Annotated in this window: 19 protein-coding genes; 2 read left to right on the top strand and 17 right to left on the bottom strand. The window is 65.7% G+C overall.

The features are described 5' to 3' along the window. Nucleotides 1–17: 17 nt before the first annotated feature. The 14 genes from VF167_07180 to VF167_07115 all read right to left on the bottom strand — a co-directional run bounded on the left by VF167_07180 (nucleotide 18) and on the right by VF167_07115 (nucleotide 13,610). Entirely contained in the window at nucleotides 18–2,591 is a 2,574-nt protein-coding gene (locus VF167_07180) for a DUF5916 domain-containing protein (GenBank protein ID HEX6925196.1), read from the bottom strand. A gap of 165 nt (nucleotides 2,592–2,756) precedes the next feature. Further along, nucleotides 2,757–3,887 (bottom strand): hypothetical protein, encoded by a 1,131-nt coding sequence (locus tag VF167_07175; protein HEX6925195.1) that lies wholly within the window; start codon nucleotides 3,885–3,887, stop codon nucleotides 2,757–2,759. Between the two features lie 103 nt (nucleotides 3,888–3,990). Further along, the gene (locus VF167_07170) at nucleotides 3,991–4,614 is read right to left on the bottom strand and encodes a hypothetical protein (GenBank protein ID HEX6925194.1); all 624 of its coding nucleotides are present in this window, start codon (nucleotides 4,612–4,614) and stop codon (nucleotides 3,991–3,993) included. A 14-nt stretch (nucleotides 4,615–4,628) separates the two neighbouring features. Beyond that, nucleotides 4,629–5,282: a polymer-forming cytoskeletal protein gene (locus VF167_07165; protein ID HEX6925193.1), complete on the bottom strand. Its 654-nt coding sequence runs from the start codon at nucleotides 5,280–5,282 to the stop codon at nucleotides 4,629–4,631. Nucleotides 5,283–5,625: 343 nt separating this feature from the next. Next, nucleotides 5,626–6,681: a DUF4340 domain-containing protein gene (locus VF167_07160; GenBank protein ID HEX6925192.1), complete on the bottom strand. Its 1,056-nt coding sequence runs from the start codon at nucleotides 6,679–6,681 to the stop codon at nucleotides 5,626–5,628. Next, nucleotides 6,678–8,573, bottom strand: coding sequence for a Gldg family protein (locus VF167_07155; protein HEX6925191.1), 1,896 nt, complete (start codon nucleotides 8,571–8,573; stop codon nucleotides 6,678–6,680). The genes VF167_07160 and VF167_07155 overlap by 4 nt, the downstream gene beginning before the upstream one ends. Beyond that, entirely contained in the window at nucleotides 8,564–9,295 is a 732-nt protein-coding gene (locus tag VF167_07150; GenBank protein HEX6925190.1) for an ABC transporter permease, read from the bottom strand. The genes VF167_07155 and VF167_07150 overlap by 10 nt, the downstream gene beginning before the upstream one ends. Continuing rightward, nucleotides 9,264–10,259 carry an ABC transporter ATP-binding protein gene (locus tag VF167_07145; GenBank protein HEX6925189.1) on the bottom strand — a complete coding sequence of 332 codons (996 nt, stop codon included), beginning with the start codon at nucleotides 10,257–10,259 and terminating at the stop codon, nucleotides 9,264–9,266. Before VF167_07145 ends, VF167_07150 begins: the two co-directional genes overlap by 32 nt. A 252-nt stretch (nucleotides 10,260–10,511) precedes the next feature. Then, nucleotides 10,512–11,027, bottom strand: coding sequence for a GNAT family N-acetyltransferase (locus tag VF167_07140; protein ID HEX6925188.1), 516 nt, complete (start codon nucleotides 11,025–11,027; stop codon nucleotides 10,512–10,514). Next, nucleotides 11,024–11,407, bottom strand: coding sequence for a hypothetical protein (locus VF167_07135; protein HEX6925187.1), 384 nt, complete (start codon nucleotides 11,405–11,407; stop codon nucleotides 11,024–11,026). Before VF167_07135 ends, VF167_07140 begins: the two co-directional genes overlap by 4 nt. A gap of 15 nt (nucleotides 11,408–11,422) precedes the next feature. Further along, nucleotides 11,423–11,608: a hypothetical protein gene (locus VF167_07130; protein HEX6925186.1), complete on the bottom strand. Its 186-nt coding sequence runs from the start codon at nucleotides 11,606–11,608 to the stop codon at nucleotides 11,423–11,425. A gap of 143 nt (nucleotides 11,609–11,751) precedes the next feature. Continuing rightward, nucleotides 11,752–12,069, bottom strand: coding sequence for a hypothetical protein (locus VF167_07125; GenBank protein HEX6925185.1), 318 nt, complete (start codon nucleotides 12,067–12,069; stop codon nucleotides 11,752–11,754). 260 nt (nucleotides 12,070–12,329) lie between these two features. Then, the gene (locus VF167_07120) at nucleotides 12,330–12,914 is read right to left on the bottom strand and encodes a (4Fe-4S)-binding protein (protein HEX6925184.1); all 585 of its coding nucleotides are present in this window, start codon (nucleotides 12,912–12,914) and stop codon (nucleotides 12,330–12,332) included. Nucleotides 12,915–12,965: 51 nt separating this feature from the next. Beyond that, the gene (locus VF167_07115) at nucleotides 12,966–13,610 is read right to left on the bottom strand and encodes a DUF488 domain-containing protein (protein ID HEX6925183.1); all 645 of its coding nucleotides are present in this window, start codon (nucleotides 13,608–13,610) and stop codon (nucleotides 12,966–12,968) included. Between VF167_07115 and VF167_07110 the strand changes: the two genes are divergently transcribed. Beyond that, complete coding sequence (locus VF167_07110; protein HEX6925182.1) at nucleotides 13,603–14,358, top strand: methyltransferase domain-containing protein; 756 nt, start codon at nucleotides 13,603–13,605, stop codon at nucleotides 14,356–14,358. The two genes, VF167_07115 and VF167_07110, sit on opposite strands and share 8 nt — an antisense overlap. A gap of 100 nt (nucleotides 14,359–14,458) precedes the next feature. Next, nucleotides 14,459–15,166 (top strand): DUF72 domain-containing protein, encoded by a 708-nt coding sequence (locus VF167_07105; GenBank protein ID HEX6925181.1) that lies wholly within the window; start codon nucleotides 14,459–14,461, stop codon nucleotides 15,164–15,166. Nucleotides 15,167–15,214: 48 nt separating this feature from the next. Here the strand turns inward: VF167_07105 and VF167_07100 are convergent, their stop codons facing one another. The 3 genes from VF167_07100 to VF167_07090 form a co-directional block, all read right to left on the bottom strand. After that, nucleotides 15,215–15,397: a hypothetical protein gene (locus VF167_07100; protein HEX6925180.1), complete on the bottom strand. Its 183-nt coding sequence runs from the start codon at nucleotides 15,395–15,397 to the stop codon at nucleotides 15,215–15,217. A gap of 50 nt (nucleotides 15,398–15,447) precedes the next feature. After that, entirely contained in the window at nucleotides 15,448–15,852 is a 405-nt protein-coding gene (locus tag VF167_07095; protein ID HEX6925179.1) for a nuclear transport factor 2 family protein, read from the bottom strand. A gap of 64 nt (nucleotides 15,853–15,916) precedes the next feature. After that, the gene (locus VF167_07090; GenBank protein ID HEX6925178.1) at nucleotides 15,917–16,864 is read right to left on the bottom strand and encodes a VOC family protein; all 948 of its coding nucleotides are present in this window, start codon (nucleotides 16,862–16,864) and stop codon (nucleotides 15,917–15,919) included. Nucleotides 16,865–16,910 lie beyond the last annotated feature (46 nt).

Here is a 16,910-nt window from a genome sequence, read left to right as displayed (position 1 = left end):
GCGAATCGGTGCTCGTCCTACCGATTGAACCAGTACGACAGCTTGATCAGGAAGGTGTTGGCGGGGTGAAGCCCGAAGAGATCGCTCATTTCGCCCCGGAATCCTCGGTCCCCCGCGACGGGTCCCGAGCCTTCCCTGCCCTGGTTCCATACCACGAACAGCGTGGATCCGGGTCGGTACTCCCAGCGCAGCACCACGTTCGACTGCAACTGCTTGTAGTTGAAGCCGCCCGGGTCATCGCTCACCTCCGGGTCGCTGTACGGGACGTAGCGATCCTCGTAGCGCTCAGCGCGAGGATTCGCGGAGAGCTCGCGCACGCTCGAGTACGTCCCTTTCGACACGAAGGGCTGCAGGTAAGTCTGGATCGATAGGTCGGGGCTGAAGGTGTAATTGAAACGCGCCGTCAGCGACGTGGTCGTCTGCTCCAGGTGCGCAAAGGTGTAGTGGTCGACCCCGTTGTCGTCCGTGAAGTTGCCGTACCACTGGTTGTCGCTGACGTTATCCTCCCAGTTCAGCTCGACGCTGGAGCTGAATCGTCCCCCTGTCTTGAACGCCAGTTCGGGGCCGATGCTCAGCACCCGATTTCGACCGCCGCTCCCACGGAAGTATTCGACGCTGAAATACGGAACCACCGAGCGGCGATCATCGCCGTTGACGAAGAACCAGGGGGCAACGAAAGGGTCCTGGCGAACCGCGGGTCCGCCGCGGGCGGCGCGATCGTCGTAGGTCTCGCCGATCCGGCCGACGGTCGCACCCATGTGCCATCCCCAGTTGTTCTTGAAGTCGATATGCAGGTTGGTGTTGTAGGCGCGCTCGAGGGGCAGTCCGTCGGTGGTCCAGTACTGCCACCAGTTGTTGTTGATCTGGAAGCGGTTGTAATAGCGCGTCTCGCGCCGGTCGAAGAGACCGACCCAGGTGCTCCACGAGATCTGGTCGGCGCGGCGCAGGAAGCCGAGGTCGTTGATCTCGAATCCGGGCGATCGTCTCTGCAGGGCGCTCTGGAAGAGGAGATGCTGCCCGGCCACCTTGCCGAAGGAGATCTCCTCCGCGTCACCCCAGAGGACCGTCCGATTGGGGTCCAGGGGGAGGTCCGCGTCGGGCCGCTGGTACTGGTGAACGCCGTTGCGCTGCAGCGCCAGGACCGCCTCGCTGGATCCCTCGACCCGGCTCCGGTCCAACGAGCCGGTGATCTCGTAGGTGTTGTGGAACAGGCGATGACGGAAGTCGAGCGCCGCCACATAAGCGCTGGACATCAGGTAGGGCTCGGTCCAGCGGTCCATGTTGCGGTTCACCGCGGTGAACATCGCCCCGATGGCGCTGTTGCCACCGCGCAAGTCCTGCGTGGCGCGCACCACCGCGAAGTTGGAGGCCGGGCTATACGTGGTATCGCCCGCGTTTGCCACGCCTCTCGTGGTCGAGTTCAGGACGCCCAGCGTCAACCCTCCGGGGAAGCGGCCGAGAAGCTTCGCCGCCCCGACGATGGTGACGGGCTCCAGCGGCAGCGAGTCGCCGTAGGTGCGGGCGAGCTCGGGCGTGCGGCCGATCCGGCGGCTGTAGTAGAGACTCTCCCCGCTGCAGTTGACCGCGTTGCAGTTCACGTCGAAGCGGAAGAGGCCCCGGCCGGCGACGAAGAAGGGCCGGCGCTCGTCGAAGAACGATTCGTAGGCGGTGAGGTTGAGCACCGCGGGATCCGCCTCGACCTGACCGAAATCGGGGTTGATGGTGGCTTCTAACGCCAGGTGCGAGGCGAGCCGGTACTTGAAGTCGCCGCCGAGCTCCATGTCGGAGCCGCGCCCGAACGCGTTGCCTTCGATGGTCGTGGCGTTGCGTGCGACCAGGTAGGGCATCGCCTCGAGCCGACGGGGAGTCTCCAAGCCCTCCAGGCCGCTCAGCGTCGCGAACTGCGAGACGAACCCAGTGACGGACTGCCGTAGCAGCGGCCAGCTGTAGCGCTCCCTGTGCCGGTAGACGTCCCGGTTCAGCATGATGCCGAACGTGTTGCTCCCGCCCGCCGAATAGCGCATCTGCGAGAGCGGGATGCGGAACTCGGCCGCCCACCCTAGAGAATCCGTGACGGTGGCCACGTCCCACACCCCGTCCCAGGCAATGTCCTCGTTGCCGTCGTCGTAGACCGCCAGGTCCATCTTCACCCCGGCCGCGTTGACGCCGAACTCGTAGCCCGAGCGACGGTCGTGGTACGAGTCCACGAACACCCAGATCATGTCCGAGGGGGTGAAGGAGTCGCGCCGCTCGAGCAGATGCCGGATGCTGTCCGGGGCCGGGTCGTGGGCACGCACGTACACGTACAGGTTGCCGGCATCGTAGGCGATGCGGCCGTCGGTGCGGTAGCGAGGCGCCTTCCCCTCGGTGGGGCGCCACTCGAGGAAGTCGTCGATCACCGGAGCGGCCGCCCAGACCGCATCATCGTCGCGGCCGTCGATGATGGGTGGCTGTTGTGCGCGCGTGGCCGTCACCACGTTTGCGCTGGTGGCGAGGGCCGTATCGGGGTTGAGGGTCTGAATTGGCGGAATCTGAAGCTGTGCCGGCGCCGTTACGGCAGCCAGCGCTAGGGCGAAGAGAGCGGGGGCCATGAAAGGAACTGTGAGAGTGGCGACCTTGCCCTGTCTGCCGTTGGATGCTCTCTACGCGGGGAGGGTTTAGCGAAGTTTCAGCTTGTTTAAATTTCGAGCTGGTGCGAGGGATGAGGTGAGGCGCGGATCCCGGATCCGCGCCTTCGTGAGGAGAGAGGGTTAACTCTAAGCCCCGACGGGCAGCGTGGTGTACGCCTGCCTCACGCTGTCTACTGCCTGCGCAGCGAGGGTGAGCTCGACCGCGGCCACGAAGTTCAGATCGTAGATTACCTGGCAGCGGAACTCGTTCGCGAAGTCGACCATCACGATGTTCGGCATGAAGGCCTTGAGTATCGGCGCCGAGGAGTACTTCTTGGGGTCGATGTGCTCGGCGATCCGCATATTGATCGATTCCTCCAGGCCGTCGCGCCACATCTGCATGAGCTTGCCGAGGTTCTTGTCACTCCACATGCCCTCGTTGCGCTTCTGGATGCTCTCCTTGAGGCCGGTGGTGGTCCAGTACATCATCCCCAAGACCTCAGGCGCGGTGGCCATGCCCTTGCGCATCAGCTTGCGCTGCTTGGACTCGTTCTGATGGAACTTCCTGATAGCGTTGAAGGGACTCGTGCCTCCTTTGCCGAAGTACTGGAGGCCTCTGTAGTTCGGATCGTAACCGCCGCCGCTCTCGTACAGGTTCCTGAACCCCAGGATTCCGTTGGCACCGTGATACTCGGGCGGCGTGGCCGCCAGTCCCTTGGAGCTGAAAAGGCAGATGACCTTTCCCTTCAGGTCCCGCAGCCGCTTGGTGTTGAGGTTTCCGCTGCCTTTATAGAGCACCGGGTACAGCTCGTGCGTGATGACCTCCGCGATCAGGCTCCAGTTCTCGCATTTGTCGAACTTCAGGATCAAGAACTCACTGGTGTGCTTTTCGACAAAGGCCCTTGCCTCGCGAAGCATCTTCTGCAGGCCTTCCCCGAAGGCCCCGCCTCGAAGCTTGGTGCGGGTGAGACCCTGGATCCTTCCCACCTCCGGGAGGTAACGCACCTTCTCCCTGTTCTTCATGAGCCTCTTGTCGGCGTGGAAGGCCATGAGAGAGGCTTCCTTAACATTCCCCTGGAAAGTCTTGTGGACGACCCCAACCGTCCCCGCGGCGACGCGCAGATCGAAGAAGCGCACTCCCGCTTCTGCCTGGCCGCCGATACTCAGCGACTGCGTCTGCACGTTCTTCCCGCCTCCGGTGATCCCGGCGTCGTGACTGCCCGCCATGACGATCTCGTGAAGCTGCTTGTCCTCACCCAGCTCAATGTACCTGATCATTCGGGCCTCGCTCGTCTCGAGAGGGGTTAAAGGGAAGGAACCGTCGGGAAGTCATGAGGATGCCGGGCGCAGTGGGAAGGACGTCAGAAGCCAGACGTGTCGATCAACCTCTCTTTGTTGCTACGTACTCCCGGAATCCCACCCGCGTGGTAAAGGCGCGGGACACTACAAATGGCTCGATGAGCCGTTCGAGCTCGGCGGGAAGAAGTGGAGGCCACGCTGGAGGGAAGCCTTCCACCGGCTCGAACCACATATGCTCGTTGTCCACCAGGCCGAAGCGCAAGGGGTGCTGCGGACGCTCCGATCCGGCTTCGATGGCCAGGAATAGCCGGGCGTCGGGCGCGGAAACCTCGGCCAGTCTCGCGACTACCCGCGGACGCTGGTGTGGCGCCACGCGATCCAGCAGGTTCCAGGCGAGCAAGACGTCGTACGGGCGCTCCCGGTGATGGGGAATGGAGGCGAGAGCCGCGTCGAGCTCCTCCTCGGAATCCGCGACGGATAGAAGGTCCTCGAAGCGCACCCAGCGGGCGAAGCCGCGGTAGACCTGTAGGCTGGAGTTGGTGGCGCCCCCCAGGTCCAACACGGAGTGCATGCGCTCCCTCGACACCCCGGCGAGCAGAGTGCTGATGCCGCGGGTCTGCCGCTCCACGCGAGCCGACCCAGCCACCGGAGGCGCCGGTGCTCCCACCGGCGCCTCCACGCGCTCCCATCGCCGGAGCCAGTTCATGGCGGGGACTGTGTTCAGGCGCGCGCCTCGGCGAAGAGCTCGGGCGACCCCTTCTTCTTGGCGTCGCCCTCCGCCGCCGGCTTCTCGCCTTTCGCGGAATCGGAGTTGGACTTGTCGTTGCCGCTGGTCCCGGAGGTGGCAGCCGTAGCGGCCGGTGCCTTGGTGCTCGCCTCGTTCTTCGACGCAGCCTTGCCGTTGGTGAATTCCGGCAGGTCGCCCATGTCGATGCCGCCGCGGAAGCGGGCGCCGTCCTCGAGCACGACCCGGGGCGCCGTGATATCGCCCTGAACGCGGGCAGAGGAGCGGAGGACTACCTGCTCCTCGCTGCTGATGTTCCCTTCCACGCTCCCTTCCACAACTACCACACGGCCCGTCACACTCGCCTTGACCTCTCCCTCGCTACCGATCGTGACCGCGCAGTTTTGCAGATTGATGGAACCCTCGACCCGGCCCTGGATGAGCAGGTCCTCGTCACCCGTGACGTCGCCCCGGATGGAGATGGAGCGACCGATTGCTGCGCGCTCCGCGTTGCTCGAGCGGGGAGCGGCCGTCGGGGCAGGCGCAGCGGAGGTAGCAGCCGGCGAGTTGCTCGCAGTCGGGGTGCTGGAGGTGCTCCGCTCGGGTTGCGGTGCGGGGGGGGCGGTCGGCGTGTCGTCCTTCTTCCACATAAGCTTCCTCCGGTGTTGGCGTAGACTCCCGCGCCCCGCGGAGGTCCGCGAGGCGGAAGAGACCGTCTCTCCGTCGAGTTGCGACGAGAGACGCACGCGCGGGGACTCGCCCGACCACCACAGGTGGCGGAGAAGAGGGGTCATCGCCCCCGGCGCTGTGAACCCGTCCGCGTCCGGGTCGCTGAAGTGCGCCTTCGGACGCGGGAACCGTTGTGCGATCGGGGGCGGGTGACCGCCTCCTCCCGACCCGGGGGAGGATAGCCTCAAACGGCCAGGTGAACAAGTGAAGGGGCGAAGGAGGGACGATGCGCGAGCGACGAGCCCTGGATAGACCGCTGCCGGATCAGAAGAGCTGGCTCACATCGGCGTCGAGCTGCTCGCCGAGACTCGCGTTGACCCGGGTGAGCACGCGCGTAAGCTCGGTCCGCGCGTAGTACTGCACTCCCTCACCCTCCTCGTTCCCCCGGAAGAGCTCGACATGCCCCAGCGGCCGGTCGCTCGCATCGAAGTAGTCGATCCGGACCACGCTGGTGAGCGTCCGGGGATCGAGATCGGGTACATACTCACTGGCCCAGATCCGGTCCAACCGGTCCATGAAATTGGCAAATGTCTGGTCCGGTTCGTCGGGCTCCTCGGGTTGCGTCCAGATCGCGGTACCTGGCTGTGCGCCATCGGCCCTATGCATGACGCGCTCGGCTTCCCCGGTCCGTACGACCACCCGCCGGATGGAAGCGTCGTCGAAGAGGTGGAGACGTCGCTCCGGCAGCAGGTACTCCGCCCTTTCCAGTCTGCGGAGGAATGCAGCGGGGAGCACATAGATTCGGCCCGTCTCGCGGTCGCGGACGTACCGATCGTTAACCCCCCAGGCCGTCCCGCCCACCTCGAGCTCGCGGGTCGCATCCTCAGTCCGCACGACGATCTTCGCCGTCGAGTCGGCGAGCCCATACTCGCTCAACCGTTGCTCGTCGACCGTGCCGAGGTCGCGCAGCGCCCGCGGGTCGGCCGCCTCGTCCAACAGGACGTCTCCTTCCTGGCCCACCACGAACTCGATCACCGTCGGAGCCGCTGGCATCGTGTCCGGCGCGGCGCTGTCGCCATCCGGAGTAGCGCTCTCGCTATCCGCTGCCACGCTATCGCCCGCGGTATCAGAAGGTGGCGTCTCTCTCGCCGGATGCGTCACGGTCCCCCAGAAATAGGTGCCCGTCTCGTCCTCGCGGCGCTCGATCGATACTTCTTGCTCATCCGACTCGTAGGCGATGGCGACGATGTCATCGACATCGGTGTCCCAGATGAGCACGGAACCGGGGGTGACCGGACCCGTCTTGTCACGCGTCCAGGTCTGGTACGCAAAGCCGAGGGTGGCCAGCAGCAGAAGGGCGTGAATCGCGGCAAGCTTCATGACCTGCTCCGTCGACGACGATGGCGGAATACGCCGGTCAAGCCGAGAACCAGCACGAGGCCTGGCGCTCCCAGGATGGTCGCGTAGAACCAGCCGACGTCTTCGGCTTTCGTGTGCACGATCGGCACGTCTTCTTCTGATTCGGTGACACCGGTGAAGGCCTCTTCGCCTCCCAGCCACTTGACTGCCTCGGCGGCCAGCGCCGCGTTGAGGCCCAGGCTCGAGAGCACCGCATCGGAGAACATCGCCGAGCTCGCGAAGACGAGGGCACGCATTTGCTGTTCGGGTTCGCCCTCGGCCGAGGCACCCGTCCCGTTCCCGATGTCCGCCTCGACAGCGGCGGCGAGATTGTAGGCATCCCGGACCTCGTCCTTGTCGAATTGATAGTTACGGTCGAGGTCCGCGAAGGTGCTGGGAAGGGAGCGCACGAGGAAGAGCGGAGACGCGTCTGATCCCTCGACCGGTTCGAGATAGCCGGGCCCCACGAGGAGAATTCCCGCGCCCATCCCCGCGTGGCTTACGGCCGTTACGGCTTCGTGGGAGGAAAAGCGGTCTGTTACGATCAGGCGGCGATCGGACAGATCCCCTCGCCGACGCACGTACTGCCGATCGTCCGCCAAGGGCACCGGAACGTACCGGACCCCGAGCCGCTGCTCGAGCCCGCTGGTGTCGAATTCGCTCTCCGGATCGAGGGCCAGCAGCAGCGACCCGCCACGAGCCAGATACCGGTCGAGAGCCGCCATCTCGCCTTCGAGGAAGCGACGCTGCGGGCCGAGCACGACCACCATTGCCGCGTCCGAGGGGACGTCGACGCTCAGGCCGTTGGTCAACCCCAGTTCGCGAATGTCGTAGTTCAGGTAGCCGAGGAGCTGCTGAAACAGCGTCACCCCACCGAGGCCCCTGCCCCCGAGGGGACCCGCCGACTCAGGGTCGTTCAGCTCCCCATGACCGGTGGTGAAATAGACGGTCCGTCGCTCGCGGAGAAGCGGGTAGAGGATGGTCTGGACCTCGCGATCCAGGCTACGCAGACGGATGCGCGCGCTGTCCAGCTCAGCCCCGACCACCAGCTGCTGCGACTGGTCGCCCCGCGTCAGCACGATCGTGCCGTCTTCGGTGACGTGATGCTCCTCTGCCACACTCGGCGAAGCCAGGCGGTCGTACTCTTCCAGCCGCACCCGGCCGGTGGCATTCGCCAGCGCACGGAAGTAGCCAAGGACCTCGTCCTTGACCGGGTTCACCTCCGGGAAGAAGAGGAGCACGTCGAGCGGCTCGTCGAGGCTGGAAACCATACCCGTGGTCGCCTCGCCCGGAGACGCCGTTCTGAAGTAGCTCAGGTCGAGTGACCTGTCTCGCTGGGAGACGACCCAGCCGAGCACGAGCAGGAAGGACCCCGCCAGCGCGACGGTGAGACCAGCGGCAGCCGTTTCCCGGACGCGAAGGGACTCCACTCCGGTGGCGCCGCTGCGCGCATGACGGTGGGCGCCCAGCGCGAGTTGAGCGCCCAGCGCGGATAGCAGGCTCGCCGCAAGAAGGATGGTCCACAGGACCAACACGATGGTCCGGAAGCGGTCACGGGCCGCTTCGTCGGCGAAGAGGAAATCCAGCCACCGCAGGCCCGTCTCACTGGAGGCGACGTAGCCGATCAGCGCGACGACGCACCCGGCGTAGGAGAGCAGCAACAGCGTCTCTACTCGCCGCGCTTCTTCGTCAGCTGTTCGCCAGGAGATCGCTCGCCACGCCGTGGCGCCCACCACGGCCAGCACGCCGAGTCCCGAGAAGAGCAAGCGCCCGGGAGCGAGGGTCGCGAGGATGCGCTCCCCGATGTAGATGGCGACGAGCCCACCCGCCAGGACCCAGGTGAGCCACCACGGTGCCCTCCGCGTCACGCCCATCTGCGCGCCTCCAGCGTCTTCGTCGAGAGCAGCAGGAAGAAGTAGAGCACGGAGAGGTAATAGACGACATCTCGCAGGTGCAGCGCGCCAACCTCGAAGCCGCTGAAGTGCCGGCCATGTATGGCGAGACCGGCAAAGACCCGCGATATCGGTGGGTCGACGACGCGCGCGAGCGGCCAGAAGAGAAACATCAGCCCGGTCAGCGCTGCGCCCAGAGCGGCTGCCAGGAGCTGGTTACGCGACAGCGACGATGCGAAGAGCCCGATCGACAACACCGCCGCCCCGAGGAGGAGCACACCCAGGTAGCCCACCGCGACGTGGCCCCAGGAAACCTTTCCGTTCACCAGCACAAGGAGTGGCATGTAGATGCTCGCCACCGTGATCGCGCCGAGGAAGAGGAAGGCGGAAAGGAACTTCCCGATCACGATGTCCCGGTCGCGCACGGGAGACGTGTTGAGCAGTACCACGCTGCCAGCCTGCCGCTCGTCGACCAGCAGACGAACCGATAGGGCTACCGCGGCGATCGCGATGAGACCGCTCGTGTTGAAGAAGAAGCGGCTCAGAACCTCAGCCGACAGTCGCGAACCGGCCGCCGGTCCGAGCGCTTCAGCGTAGAAGAGGAGTCCATCGAGCAGCAGTACGATCGATGCTACGATGTACCCGAGGGGTGATTTGAGGTATGCCCCCAGCTCACGCCGCAGAATGACTGTGATCGCGCGCACCGTTCCCTTCTTGCACTAGCTCCAGGAATACGCTTTCCAGCTTGCGTCGGCTCCGACCGAGGCCGATCACCTCGTAACCGGCTTCGACCAGCGCCCGGCAGATCTCCGGCCGGCGGTCCTCGTCCGATTCGATCGTGATCCGCAGGCCTTCCTCCCCGCGTCCCAGCTCCACTTCGCGGACCGCATCCACACGACGGATACAGGCAACGACCTGCGCGAACGCCTCCTCCCCATCGCCCTCGCCCGCCGGGGAGCGGATCGTCACCTCGATTCGCTGCGTGCCGAGCAGTCGGGCCGACAGCTCCGCCTCCGAGCCCGTAGCCACGATCTCGCCCCCGTCGATCACGAAGAGGCGGTCGCACGTTTCGCTGATCTCCGGGAGATTATGGCTCGAAATGAGAATGGTATGGCTGTCCTTGAGCGATCTCAGAAGCGTCCGCATCTCCACGATCTGGGCGGGATCGAGATCGTGGGCCGGCTCGTCGAGGATGAGAAGGGGAGGCTCGTGGATGATCGCCTGCGCCAGCCCCACGCGTTGCCGGTAGCCCTGCGAGAGGTGGCGAATCAGCTCGTCGGCGACGTCGCCCAGATCGGTGAGTACTTCCACCTCTTCGATCCGGCGCTCGAGCTCATGGTTGTCCATGCCGCGGAGACGGCCGGCAAAACGCAGGTACTCCCTTACCGGCATGTCTGGATAAACCGGGGGATGCTCGGGCAGAAAGCCTACCAGGCGACGCACTGAGAAGGGATCGCGAACCGCGTCGCTTCCGTTCACCAGCAGGGAACCCGCCGACGGCCGGAGGTCGCCGGCGATGATGCGCAGCAACGTCGTCTTCCCGGCGCCATTCAGGCCCAGGAAGCCGATGCTTTCACCCTGCTCGATCGCGAAGTCGACGGGGCCGAGGGCCCGTTTCCCGCCGTAGAACTTGGTGAGTCCGAAAGCACGTACCATCGGCTTGGCCACGTCTGCGGGGCTGGCAAGTTGCTGGTTGGGTGGCTTAGCCGGCAGACAAAATAGGAGACTCGGCCCGAAGCTCAACCCCATGCCGCTTCGAATGCGCGAGATCCCGCGAGCGTGCCTGCCAGGACGCGCTTGCTTTCGCCGCCCGTGGTGTTCGGAATCGTCGGACTGGCAGGGGGTGGGCGCCGCCTGACGTGAGGACGAGGGGGGGGTTCGGGCGATTGCTAGAGGAGGAGGTTAATCTGGTGGCTGTAGCTACGGCGACAGTCCGTGGGTTTGCGCCCAGTCTTCCCGTGACAGACGGTGCACGAGACAGTCGTCCTCGCCGAAGCGTCGCGCGCCGATGGGTCGAAAACCGAGGCGCTGGTAGAAGCGATGTGCGCGGGTGTTGCTCAGCAGCGGATCGATGAGGATGGCGGCCACCTCCGGGGCCGAGAAGCAGCGTTCAATCGCCAGCTCCATCATGCGCGTGCCCAGGCCTCGCCCGAGGTCGTCGGCCTCGCCGATCCAGATGTCGATCGCCCGGAGATCATCGGCGACGTCCTTACCCCAGTAGTGGCTGTCCTCGCGAGCAGGATCGATGATCTGGATGAAGCCGATGGGTCGACCGTCGAGCTCCGCGATCAGAAGCTCGCGCCACTCGGGGTTCCTCCCGAGCTCGATCTCCCACGCCCAGTCGTCGTTCGGGGCAGCCGCCACCACATGGGGCTGTTGGTCCCAGTGCCGTAGCAGCCCGAGATCGGCCGGTGTCGCGGGGCGCAGCGCGATCAAAGCTCCTGCTTTCCGGGCGCGTGCTGAAGCAGCCACTCCAGCGCAGCCGCCTCGTCGTCGAAGCGGGCCATGGGGCTCCCGAAGAGCTTAGCGGCCACGTCGAAGGAGCCTGATGCCTCTGGGGTGAGCCCTACGACCGCCCGCGCACGGACGTGCGAGCGGCTCTCCGCGACCCCCTGCTGCATGATCGCGGCGGTGACCAGGTTGTGGGGAACGTCAGTGAGGTCGGCAAGCACGAGGAGGGGGTCCCCCTCGTGCGACCGCACCCGCGCGAGAGCGTGCCGCGCGACTCCCTGCAGCTCGGCCGGATCGTGCAGGCCGGAGTAGTCGACGCGCAGCACCGGAGTTCCGCGGAGGTGGACCAGACGCACCCGCTCCATCGAAATTCGGCGCGTTCAGGTCCGTCTACGAGCGCTCCAGAGGAGCCAACCCGCCCACAACGCGAGCACCGCCGCCAGGACCGTGAGGAGGATGAAATGGAAGTCACTGGCGAGCGCAGCCGATTCGGCGGCGATTCGCGCGAGGTGAGCGATGACGATGACGGCGAAGATCACCCCCGAGATCAGCACATACGCGCGCATGGCGGTCTCCTGGGAAGGCGGGAGCAGCGACGCGGCACCTCAGACGCCGGCCGCTGCGAAGGGAGCTTCCAAAAGTATGGCACCCGGCCGCAGGGGCGGCAATGAAGGCATTGCGGATCCGACCCGGCGCGGAAGCCAGTGCCTCAGGAGGGCTGAATGGGCAGCTCCTCGGGGCCGGGCGCGACCGCTGGAGTCGCCGGCTGTCCCGCGCGGAGCTGACGCTCGAATTCCCGTTCCTCGAGCACCTTCTCCAGGGTCGACTCGAGCATGGCGACGCGTTCTTCCAGACGCGCGGTTGCGGCTGGAAGCACCTCCACGCTTCCGCCCTGACGAACCTCCGCCAGCCGGGAGATCGCACGCACGAGCGGTTGAACCAGGAAGATCCCCGCGATGATGACGAGGCCGATGAGCAGCGCCAGCACGGGGATCAGCAGAGCGAGGATGTCGGGCAGTGTCTCCATCGAGACCTCTCTGGACAGGTGACGAGCGGCAGCGACAAGGGAAGGATACGAAGGGCAACGGAGCGAGTTTCAGCAGGGGCGCGGAACGGCAAAATTTTGTTGAATTCTTAATCAGGGGCGATACGGATTACGAATTACGAATTACGAATTGCAGGCCGGAATTTCGCATTACGAACGTGCCAGTGGGTGCTCAACGTCGTTCCGTAATTCGTAATTCGTAATTCGTAATTCCGTAATTCCGCAAGATTCCGCGATCATGCTCACGATTCGCGCCGGCCCGGCTCCCGAAAGCCGATCGAGCGGTGCGTGTTGTCGCAGAAGGGCATTTGGGCGGAGCAGCCGCAGCGGCAGAGAGCCATGCGGGTGTCGCTGCGGATCAGCTCGCCGTCGGCACCGTGGATTTCGAGTCTGCCCTGCACGAGGTAAGGGCCATCGCGCACCGCGCGAACCTGCACCGCCCCGGGCTCCGGCTCCTGAGCGCCGCCGTCGTGCCTGACGTAGTGAAGCGCCCCGGTCGGGCAGAGCAGCACGGCTTCAGCGATCGCGTCCGCCTCCGCGCGCGTGAGATCGACCCACGGCCGGCGCCGTGGATTGAAGACGCGGGGGAGCGCGCGGATGCACTCACCGCTGTGAATGCAGCGCTCCGCGAACCAGAGGACGCTGATGCGATCGGTGTGATACTCGCGGGTCAGTCCGGCGGGGGCCTGGTTGGAGCGCGACGGCTCGGGCGGCGCGCCGCAACCCCCTTCGCTGGCATTCGCCTCATTGACTGCGGCGGGGCGCTGTGCATCCATGATCAAGCGCTGGTGAATTCGAGTGGCGCCCGGCGCGAATGCAATGTCCATGCGGAACTCTGCGAGGATTGACGCGGCGCCTGCGCGGCGGGCATGCGGGTATCATGCCGGGGCGGCTCCGTAGCGCAACTTTCCGTCGACTACGGTCGCCGCCGCCGTGTACGGGTGCTCGACCACCTTGCCGACGTCCATGATGTGCAGGACGCGGGCGCCGCCGGCCTTGAGCGCATCCGCGATGAGCGCGCGGTGACACCTCCACCACACCGCCTCCGAACACATGATCGCCGTCCGACGCGTTCGCGCGGCCGCCAGCAGGCGAGTCAGGCCGGCTCGGAATTCGGGCGTCTCCATGAAGTCGGCGTAGGCGCGAAAGGCGGGATGGCGCCAGACGGTATTGGTCGACCCGGGATCGGGCCTTCGCCGTCCGCCGAGATCGCCGAAGGGGAGGTACTCGATTCCGCGCGCGGCCAGGCTCTGCGCCAGGGGCTCGGCGTTGAAGTGGGGGTAGGCCCGCGAGCCAGGAAACCGGCGCACATCGGCGACCGCCTCGATCCCGTTCTCTTCCAGGAACGCGAGGAAGTCCTCCATGGACCGGGTAGAATGGCCGATGGTCCAGATCTCCAGGGGCCCAACCTCATCACTCCGCTGGTTCAACGTCCATCCCAGTGGTTCGTTCGGGATCGCGTGAGGGCCGTTCGCCCCCGCGCGAGTAGCCAGGTAGTCGAACTCTGAGAGTCCCGTGGACACCTTCTACGACGAGCTGGCCCCACTATATCACCTGATCTACGGTCACTGGGAGACCAGCATCGCACGCCAGGCGCGTGCCCTGGACGAGATCATCCGTGAGGAAGCGGGTGGTCACGCCCGCCGTCTGCTGGACGTCTCCTGCGGGATCGGCACGCAGAGCCTCGGCCTTGCGGAGCTCGGCTACCTGGTCACCGCTTCCGACCTCTCGCGCGGTGCCGTCGAGCGAGCGCGGCGGGAGGCGGCGGCCCGTGGGCTTTCGATCGATCTGTCCGTGGCGGACATGCGGGCCGCATTCGAGCGGCATGGAGGCGGCTTCGACATCGTGCTCTCGGCCGACAACTCGGTCCCGCACCTGCTGACCGATGCGGAGATCCTGCGCGCTTTCCGCCAGTTCCTGGGCTGCCTCAGTCCCGGCGGGATCTGCCTGATCTCGGTGCGCGACTACGCCACCACGGAGCGCGAGGGAAGGAAGCTCGTGCCCTACGGGGTCCGCACCGAGGACGGAGTGCGGTACGTGCTGCTGCAGGTATGGGAGTTCAGGGGCGACCTGTACGACCTGGCGATGTACTTCGTGGAGGATCGGGGCGGCGGCGCCGAATGCCGCACCCGGGTCATGCGCACCATGTACTACGCGGTGTCTATCGACCGGTTGATGCAGCTGCTGCGGGAGTCTGGATTCGAGGACGTCCACCGGGTCGACGGACGGTTCTTTCAGCCGGTGATCGTGGGCCGGAGACCGCCGCAGTGATGACGACGGGGGAGTAGCGCGAGCTTGCTGCTCGGGGACGACGTCGCTAGATGTCTACCCGATCGTAGCGCGGGTCGGACTCCCATACTCAGGGGCAGACATGCGGCTGCACGCAGGAACGAGCGGGTACGCCTACAAGGAGTGGAAGGGCCCTTTCTACCCGCCGGATCTCCCCGCTTCCGGCATGCTGAGCTTCTATGCGCAGCACTTCTCCACGGTCGAGATCAACAGCACCTTCTATCGACTTCCCACCGAAGAGACCCTGCGCCAGTGGGCCGAGACCGTGCCCGAGGAGTTCACCTTCGCCTTCAAGGCGCCGCAGGTGATCACCCATCGCAAGCGGCTGCGCGAGGCGGAGGAACCCACCAAGCGGTTCTTCGAGGTCACGGCGTCCCTGAATGGACGGCTGGGTCCTGTGCTCTTCCAGCTCCCTCCCAACTTCAAGAAGGACCTCCCCCGTCTCGAGGCCTTTCTGGAGCAGGTGCCGGAAGATGCACGCGTCGCGTTCGGGTTTCGCCACCCTTCCTGGTTCGACGACGAGCTGTTCGCTCTCCTGCGCGAGCATCGCCGTCCGCTCTGTGTGGAGGATGATGCGCAGGGAACGACGCCCCTGGTGAGAACAGCGGAATGGGGGTACCTGCGGCTACGAGCGAACGCCTACGAGGACGCGGACCTGCAGGATTGGCTCGAGCGGATCGCGGCGCAGGAGTGGTCCGATGCCTTCGTCTACTTCATGCACGAGGATACCGGCACCGGGCCGAGGTTCGCGCGACGCTTGAACGAGATCTTCCAGGAAGGGCCGCGCTAGAGAAGAGGCAGCGGGAGGAGATCGCCAGAGATCCCCTCCCGCTTCGCCTCAAGCACCTTGCTCGCGGCTGGCGCTACGTTGCGCGAGCGCCTTCCGGATGGATTCCGGCAGCTCTCGACAGGCGCACTTCTCCTGGTGCTCCAGGTGCCACTCGAGGCGCTGCTCCAACGTGGGGGTCTTCGGCATCCGGTGGGTACGGTGCCATTCGGCGTTGATGCCTCGCTTCTTCATAATAGATCCACACAATAGATCCGCCGGGTGTGACCGAAGGGCCTCGACGGCTAGGCTGAGGGTGGCTCGCTGCTGTTCCAGAAATCCCGATGGATCTTCCAGGCGCCCCCGTCCTGCTTCCAGATCACGATGTACTTGCCGTGATCGATCTCCGCCCCGGCGTCCCCTTCCACGACGTATCGTCCGACCTCGATGGCCACCGGGCCAAGACCGCTCAGCTCCACCGTCTTCAACTGCACCTTCCGGACGCCGGCATCCATTGCGCCGCGAAATACCGCCGCGATCGCGTCTGGACCATAGGCGACATCGCCGCCGGGTGGGAGGGCCTGGGCGTCGGAAGTGTAGAGCCTGCCGATGGCAGCCGCATCCCTGGCGGCGAAGGAGGACATGAACCGGCCGTTGGCTTCTGCGATCGCCGCGTCGAGGTCGAGCATCGCCTGCTGGGTGGGAGACATGGTGAACCTCGCTGAGGAAAGGTAGGAAGAGTGCCGATCGGATCGGCGGGGGGACGACGCTACCTCATGGCCTGAGCGACCGGATCGAGTCGAGTTTGCGGCGGAGCTCGCTACGGGAGGCGCGGCACAGCTGCCCTCCGGTAAAGAACGAGTCCTCGGTGACCTCTTTCCCGATGTAGTCGGGTAGTTCGATCTGCATCAGCTCCTCCAGGTCGCCGGCCTCCACCTCGCAGAGCACCAGGCCCTCGAGCTCTCCCTCGAACACGTCAATCGAGAAGACGTTCGCGCCGAAGAAGTGGTAGTAGCGCTGTTTGATCAGACGGTCCCCGGCGAGCCCGGCGATGAACTCGTACTCCATCGGGGAGAGGGGGATGGAGCCCACCATCTGCACGTAGGGAGAGCGGGTGGTCAGCTTCTTGGTGAGCTTGATGAACTCCCGTCCGGTGGCCGAGTCGGTCAGCGTCCTCACCCGCAGGTACGTGCGGCGCAGGTAGATGTCATCGAAGCGCTTGCAGTACGGTTCCACCAGCTCTCGCCACGACGCACCGGGCGCGAGCAGGAAGCGCCGCTCGTACTCCTGGCGCATGTAGCGCTCGGGCTCGGGGGAGATCAGGCTGGCGCCGAGGCTCGGGCGAGCCTGCTCTCCCCTGCCCTGCTGGCCGATGACGATCTCGTTCCCATCGGGATCGCGCACCCGGGCGACCCGCTCCCCCCAGGGCTCGTCCCGGGGCTCCTGAAGGATCGGCGTGCCCACCACGCGCAGGCGCTCCACCGCGGCGTCGCAATCCTCGGCGTAGATCCACAAGCTGATCGGGCGGCCATCCCCACCTGCCTCGCCGGGGTTCAGCCCTATCCCCAGATGCGAGGAGCCGATCTCGAGCCCGGCATACGCGAGCGTGCCATCGGGGGCCGAGAACTCGTAGATCACACGACCATCCAGCGCGTCGCGGTAGAAGCGGAGCGCCCGCCCCATATCGGGTGTGGCGATGATCGGGAACAGCGCTGTAAACATCCGTCTGCAGATCGGGGGAGCGTGGCGAGTCGCCTGCGGTCGGCTC

The sequence above is a fragment of the Longimicrobiaceae bacterium genome (assembly GCA_036375715.1).
In the GTDB taxonomy this organism is placed as follows: domain Bacteria; phylum Gemmatimonadota; class Gemmatimonadetes; order Longimicrobiales; family Longimicrobiaceae; genus DASVBS01.
Note: the sequence above shows the minus strand (reverse complement) of the source record. Positions and strands in the feature narration are given on the sequence as shown.